Origin of the sequence: Actinoplanes sp. NPDC048791 (assembly GCF_040650095.1) — a bacterium.
GTDB lineage: Bacteria > Actinomycetota > Actinomycetes > Mycobacteriales > Micromonosporaceae > Actinoplanes.
This window is the reverse complement of sequence record NZ_JBEZGQ010000550.1, coordinates 1-5,659: the sequence shown is the minus strand read 5'-3', so window position 1 is coordinate 5,659 and position 5,659 is coordinate 1. Positions and strand designations below refer to the sequence as shown.

7 protein-coding genes and 1 pseudogene are annotated in these 5,659 nt (G+C 71.6%); 3 read left to right on the top strand and 5 right to left on the bottom strand.

The window, feature by feature from the left end:
* The coding region (gene tyrS / locus AB0C29_RS30745) for a tyrosine--tRNA ligase (protein WP_360827431.1) at window positions 1-1,134 on the bottom strand (1,134 nt) is incomplete at its 3' end.
* 101 nt (window positions 1,135-1,235) lie between these two features.
* On the opposite strand from tyrS, the gene AB0C29_RS30740 reads away from it, so the two are divergent.
* Window positions 1,236-1,997 carry a UDP-galactose-lipid carrier transferase gene (locus AB0C29_RS30740; protein WP_360827428.1) on the top strand — a complete coding sequence of 254 codons (762 nt, stop codon included), beginning with the start codon at window positions 1,236-1,238 and terminating at the stop codon, window positions 1,995-1,997.
* Window positions 1,998-2,041: 44 nt separating this feature from the next.
* The gene (locus tag AB0C29_RS30735; protein WP_360827425.1) at window positions 2,042-2,881 is read left to right on the top strand and encodes an LPXTG cell wall anchor domain-containing protein; all 840 of its coding nucleotides are present in this window, start codon (window positions 2,042-2,044) and stop codon (window positions 2,879-2,881) included.
* 4 nt (window positions 2,882-2,885) lie between these two features.
* On the opposite strand, the gene AB0C29_RS30730 is transcribed toward AB0C29_RS30735, so the two are convergent.
* Genes AB0C29_RS30730 through AB0C29_RS30720 form a run of 3 tightly spaced genes read right to left on the bottom strand, consistent with a single transcriptional unit; the run spans window position 2,886 to window position 4,662 of the window.
* Window positions 2,886-3,539 carry a nucleoside monophosphate kinase gene (locus AB0C29_RS30730; RefSeq protein ID WP_360827422.1) on the bottom strand — a complete coding sequence of 218 codons (654 nt, stop codon included), beginning with the start codon at window positions 3,537-3,539 and terminating at the stop codon, window positions 2,886-2,888.
* A gap of 14 nt (window positions 3,540-3,553) precedes the next feature.
* Window positions 3,554-4,138, bottom strand: coding sequence for a hypothetical protein (locus AB0C29_RS30725; protein ID WP_360827419.1), 585 nt, complete (start codon window positions 4,136-4,138; stop codon window positions 3,554-3,556).
* Between the two features lie 38 nt (window positions 4,139-4,176).
* Window positions 4,177-4,662: a type II toxin-antitoxin system PemK/MazF family toxin gene (locus AB0C29_RS30720; RefSeq protein ID WP_360827416.1), complete on the bottom strand. Its 486-nt coding sequence runs from the start codon at window positions 4,660-4,662 to the stop codon at window positions 4,177-4,179.
* A 35-nt stretch (window positions 4,663-4,697) separates the two neighbouring features.
* Between AB0C29_RS30720 and AB0C29_RS30715 the strand changes: the two genes are divergently transcribed.
* Window positions 4,698-5,303, top strand: coding sequence for a nucleotidyltransferase domain-containing protein (locus AB0C29_RS30715; RefSeq protein WP_360827413.1), 606 nt, complete (start codon window positions 4,698-4,700; stop codon window positions 5,301-5,303).
* Here AB0C29_RS30715 and AB0C29_RS30710 read toward each other — a convergent pair.
* Window positions 5,285-5,659: pseudogene (locus AB0C29_RS30710) on the bottom strand (hypothetical protein); the annotation flags it as partial. The gene AB0C29_RS30715 and the pseudogene AB0C29_RS30710 sit on opposite strands and share 19 nt — an antisense overlap.

Genomic DNA, 5,659 nt, shown 5'->3' with positions numbered 1-5,659 from the left:
GGAGCAGAATCCCCCGCACCTCGCGAGCCTCCTCGCTGCTGTGCCGGTCGAGCACCTGCTCCAACTCGACCCGATCGGCCGCACTGCTGAAGGCGCGGTCGGGAGCTCACCGCGTACCTCCGTCAGGCCGGCCTCGGACAGCGCGGCCCGCAGCGTGTCCGCCGAGAGCTCCTCCAGCGATCCCCGGCCGAACAGCGCCTGGCTGGCCGTGACCGCCTGCCGGGCCTCCTCCTCGCCGTGCACGAGCGCGGTGATCTCGAAGGCCAGCTCACGCTGGGCCAGCCGGGCCTGCGGCCGCTCGGCGGTCGCCTTCTCCAGCTCCTCGATCTCCTCGCGGCTCTTGAAGCTGAAGTAGCGCAGGTACTGCGGGATGTCCCGGTCGTCGGCGTTGACCCAGAACTGGTAGAACGCGTACGGCGAGGTCATCGCCGGGTCGAGCCAGGTGGCGCCGCCCTCGCTCTTGCCGAACTTGGTGCCGTCGGCCTTGAGGACCAGCGGGGTGGTGAAGGCGTGCACCGGGCCGGCCCCGCGGCGGCGGACGAAGTCGACGCCGGCGGTGATGTTGCCCCACTGGTCGGAGCCGCCGAACTGCAGGGAGCAGCCGTACCGCTGGTGCAGCTCGTGGAAGTCGTTGGCCTGCAGCAGCTGGTAGCTGAACTCGGTGAAGCTGATGCCGGTCTCCAGGCGGTTCTTCACCACGTCGCGGGCCAGCATCTTGTTGACCGGGAAGTGCTTGCCGACGTCGCGCAGGAAGTCGATCACCGACAGGTCGCCGGTCCAGTCCAGGTTGTTGACCATGGTGGCGGCGTTCTCACCCTCGTACGTGACGAACGGGGCGAGCTGGTCGCGGATGCGCAGCACCCAGCCGGCGGTCACCTCGCGCGGGTTGAGCACGCGCTCGGCGGACTTGCCGCCCGGGTCGCCGATCTGGCCGGTCGCGCCGCCGACCAGCAGCAACGGGCGGTGCCCGGCCAGCTGCAGGCGGCGGGCGGTGACGACCTGCATGAGGTTGCCGACGTGCAGGGAGGCGGCGGTCGGGTCGAAGCCGACGTAGAACGTGATCGAGCCGCCGTCGAGGTGCTTGCGCAGCTCCTCGGGGTCGGTGGAGTCCTGGATCAGTCCGCGCCACTGCATGTCGTCAACGAGAGTCACCGGGAAATTGTCCCGCACCGGGCCGGGCCGCTCACACCGGGTTTCGGGATGCCGCGGGTGCGGCCGGGTGCGAGGCTGGGGCGATGAGTCGCCTGGGTTCCGCCGCACCGCCCGTCGAGCTGTCCAAGAAGCAGGCCAAGGAGCGGCTGGAGACCGCCCAGCAGCGGCTGCTGCGCCTGCGGCTGCTGCTCGGCGGCCAGATCGGCAACAAGAAGATCGGACCGCCGCTCTGTGTCCTCTTCGAGGGCTGGGACGCCTCCGGCAAGGGCGGGGCGATCAAACGGCTGGTCGCGCCGCTGGACCCGCGGCACGTCCGGGTGTCGCAGTTCGCCGCGCCGACCTACGACGAGAAGCGGCACCACTTCCTCTGGCGCTTCTGGCCCAAGCTGCCCGGCTGGGGTGGCATGACGGTGCTGGACCGCTCCTGGTACGGCCGCGTCCTGGTCGAACGGGTCGAGGGCTTCGCCACCACGAAACAGTGGACCCGCGCGTACGACGAGATCGCCGAGTTCGAACGGACGCTGACCGCCGAGGGCGCGATCCTCATCAAGTTCTGGATGCACGTCTCGGAGGACGAGCAGCTGCGCCGCTTCGAGGACCGGGCCGGCGACCCGTTGCGCCGGTGGAAGCTCACGGACGAGGACTGGCGCAACCGGGACCGCCGCGCCGACTACGAGGTCGCGGTCGCGGAGATGCTCGACAAGACGGACCGGCCGAAGGCGCGCTGGCACGTCATCGCCGGTGACGACAAGCACTACGCCCGCCTCGCCGTCGTCGAGCGGGTCTGCAAAACGGTCGAGAAGGCACTCACCAGGCACGGATACGACATTCACGACGCTGACTGAACCGGGCACGCGCTGGTTGCCGAAGCCTTGTAGGGTGCCCGCTCGTGAAGACCATCTTGCGCGCACTCGGCGCGGCTCTCGTCACCGCCGGCGTCCTGGCGGTCCCTTCGGTGGCCCTGGCGGCCGAGGATGTCCCGCTGTTCGGGGCGCTGACCGAACGCGACGCGAACGGCCGTTCCGTCACCTACCCGATCCACCGCGGTGAGACCATTCCGGTGGTGCTGGGCGTCACCAACCGCGGCACCGCGCCGTCGGCCGGGGTGGTGGTCAACGTCCGGACCTTCAACGACCTGAACCTGCCGAAGACCTTCACCAACTGCCTGTACTACACCGACAGCAACCTCGACGGCGCGTGGTGTGAGTTCGATCCGGAGCTGCCGGTCGGCGGGACGTACGCGCTCTCGCCGTTCCAGGTCTCCGCCGAGGCCGCGGCGCAGGACATCAGCGGCAGCATCGTCTTCCAGTGGTTCCCCAAGGACTGGGCCGACAAGAACGGCGGCATCAAGAAGTTCGCCGAGCGCGACAGTGGTCAGGGCTCGGCGCCCGTGGCCGGCACCGGGGAGAAGCTGGCCCTCGAGCCCAAAGAGCTGCCCGTGCCGGCGAAGACCGAGCGGGTCGGCTTCGCGTACGTGAAGCTGGTGATCCCGGCGACGACGCCGCCGACCACCGCACCGACCACCGCGCCCACCTCGGCGCCGACCGCCACCCCGACCGGCACGGACGCCGCCCCGGCGACCACCCCGCCGGCTGACGGCGGCAGCGGCGGCGGACTGCCGGTGACCGGCATCAACGCTGTCGCGATCGCGGGGGTCGGCGGCCTGCTGCTCGTGGCCGGTGTGGTCGCGTTCCTGTTCACCCGCCGCCGCAACAAGTTCACCGCCTGAGCGGTCAGGCGGCCGGGGCGTAGGCGGGTAGCCCCAGCGCCGTACGGATGGACGCCTGCACCTCGTCGGCCGAGGGGCGGGCGTCCACGTCGTGCACGACCTCCTTGCGGCCGAACAGCTCCAGCACCGGCCGCGTCTTCTCGTGGTAGTCGCGCAGCCGGGCCGCGAGTGCCTCCGGGGTGTCGTCCGCGCGGGTGATCAGCTCGGTGCCGCAGATGTCGCAGCGGCCCTCGACCTCGGGCCGGTCGGCGATCAGGTTGTAGTCCATCCCGCAGCCGGGGCAGAGCCGCCGGCTGAGCACCCGGCGGCGGACCTCGTCGTCGGGCAGCTCCAGGTGGATGACGCCGTCGATGTCGTAGCTCTCCATGAAGAACTCGGCCTGCCGGCCGTTGCGCGGGAACCCGTCGATGACGAAGCCGAAGTTCCAGTCGTGCTGGTCCAGGCGGTCGCGGACCACGGACTCCACCATGTCGTCGCCGACCAGCTCGCCGGCGTTCATGGTGCGCCGCACCTGGGCGCCGAGCTTGGTGTGGCGCTGCACGTGCCAGCGGAAGATGTCGCCGACGCTGATGTGCACCAGGTCCAGGTCCTGGCAGAGCAGCTCGGCCTGGGTGCCCTTGCCGCTGCCCTGCACGCCCATGATCACGTACTTGCGCATGGTGTCGTCCTCTCTCAGTCCGCGGCGCCCACGCGGAGCGGGCCGGGGGCCTTGCGTCCGTCGAGCGCGGACGGGTCGATGCTCCACCCGTCGGCGACGCGCAGCACGTCCTGTTCGGAGACCAGCACCGTGCTCTCCTCGTCCACGAAACTCGCCGGCAGCCCGGCGGCCCGCTCGGCCGGGTCGGGGTCGCCGTGCCACGAGGTGACGTCGCCCGTCTGTCCGACGTAGCCGAACGTGCGGACCAGCTCACCGTCGACCGCCCGCTGCCAGCGGTGCGACTCGGTCACCCGGTGGGTGGCGAAGAACTGCACCTCGGTGTGCAGGCGCGCGGAGAGCTCCACGAGATCCACCACGGTGTCCGGGCGCAGCAGGTAGCGGCCGGCTGCGAGCACCCAGGACGTGTCCCGGGCGCCCGGCAGCGCGGGCGTCACCGCGACGCGGTCGTCGCTCAGGTGCGCCAGGTCGATGCCGGCGCGCCAGGACACCTCGCCGAGGTCGCGCAGGCCGAGAGCGGCGAGCACCTGCTCCGGGTCGCCGTCGCGGACCGCCAGCCACGCCTGCTTACCGCCGAAACCGACCATAACGTCCGTATCCATGTTCACCACGGTAGTGGTCAACTCACCGGGGTGACCGGTTATGCCCAGCCGTGATCGCGGCGCAGCACACCCGCGACGCGGTCGAAGCGGACCCGGTCCAGGACCGCGCCCTCGCGGCGGATGCCGTCCTCGTCGACCTCGAGGACCCGGTCGAGCCGGATCCAGCTGGGCCGCGAATCGCGGTCCCAGTCACCCGGGCCGAGGGCGAGCCAGTTGCGCTGACCGTCGCGCTCGGTCTGGCTGGAGAGCATCAGGCCGAGCAGGGTACGGCCGTTGCGCCCGACCACGAGCACCGGCCGGTCCTTGCCCTGCGACGGGTCGTCCTCGTACTTCACCCAGGTCCACACGATCTCGCCCGGATCGGCGTCGCCGTCGAGGTTCGGCGAATACTCGAGGTGGCGCCCGCGCTGGGCGGTGGGGACCTGCCGGGGCGGGGCGGGGTGCGCGGTGCCCTGCGGGGCCGGGGTACGCCGGGCCGCGACCCGGCGCAGCGTGCTGGTGATGCCGTTGAGGAGTCTGCTCACCCGCGCACTGTATCGACAGGCCCTACGCTGACGGCATGACTCCCGGGGTGGACGAGTGGCAGCCGTACTCGCCGCAGGAGCTGGCCGGCCGGCTGGCCGGGCTGCCCGTCACCTGGGCCGTGGCCGGTGGGTGGGCGGTTGATCTGTTCCTCGGCCGGGTGACCCGCGACCATCACGACATCGAGATGGCCCTGCCCGCGTCGGACTTCGGGCAGCTCACCCCGCTGTTCCCGGGCTGGGAGTTCCACGTGCCGCAGTCCGGGAGGCTGACACCCGCCGACCCGGTGAGCCTGGCCGCCGAGTTCCAGACCTGGGCCCTGGACCCGGCGATCGGGAGATGGCGCTTCGACGTGTTCCGGGAGCCGCACGACGGCGACACCTGGATCTGCCGGCGCGACGAGCGGATCCGCCGCCCGTACGCGGAGGTGGTGCAACGCACCCCGGACGGGATCCCTTTCGTCGTGCCGGAGGTGGTCCTGTTGTTCAAGGCCAAGGCCGCCCGGGACAAGGACGAGCAGGACCTGGCCGCGGTGCTGCCGGAGCTGTCGGCCGGCCGCCGGGCCTGGCTGGACGCGGCGCTGGCCCTGGCCCACCCGGACCATCCGTGGCAGGCCCGGCTGGCTCACTCCGCCGAGCGGTAGGCGACCTCGGGGTCGAGCAGCGCGGTCCAGGACGGGTGCCACGCCGGCTCCCGCGCCTGCACCTCGGCCCGCAGGTTGCTGCGCCACGGACCCGAGATGCCGTTGTCCTCCCACCAGTCCGGCCACGAGTCGTAGCGGCGTTCCACCGTCACCCCGTGCGTGGTCGTCTCGACGAACAGGAACAGCCAGCGCCCCGAGGCGTCAGCGGCCTCGGCCGACCGCAGCCGGCGGACCAGCTCACTCAGCTCCCCGAACGCGCCGAACCGGCCCTCACCGGGCCGGTCGGCCGGGGCACCCTCGCCCGGCTGGGCGGCGAGGCTGCTGTCGTCGGCGTAGACCCGCAGCGTGCAGTGACC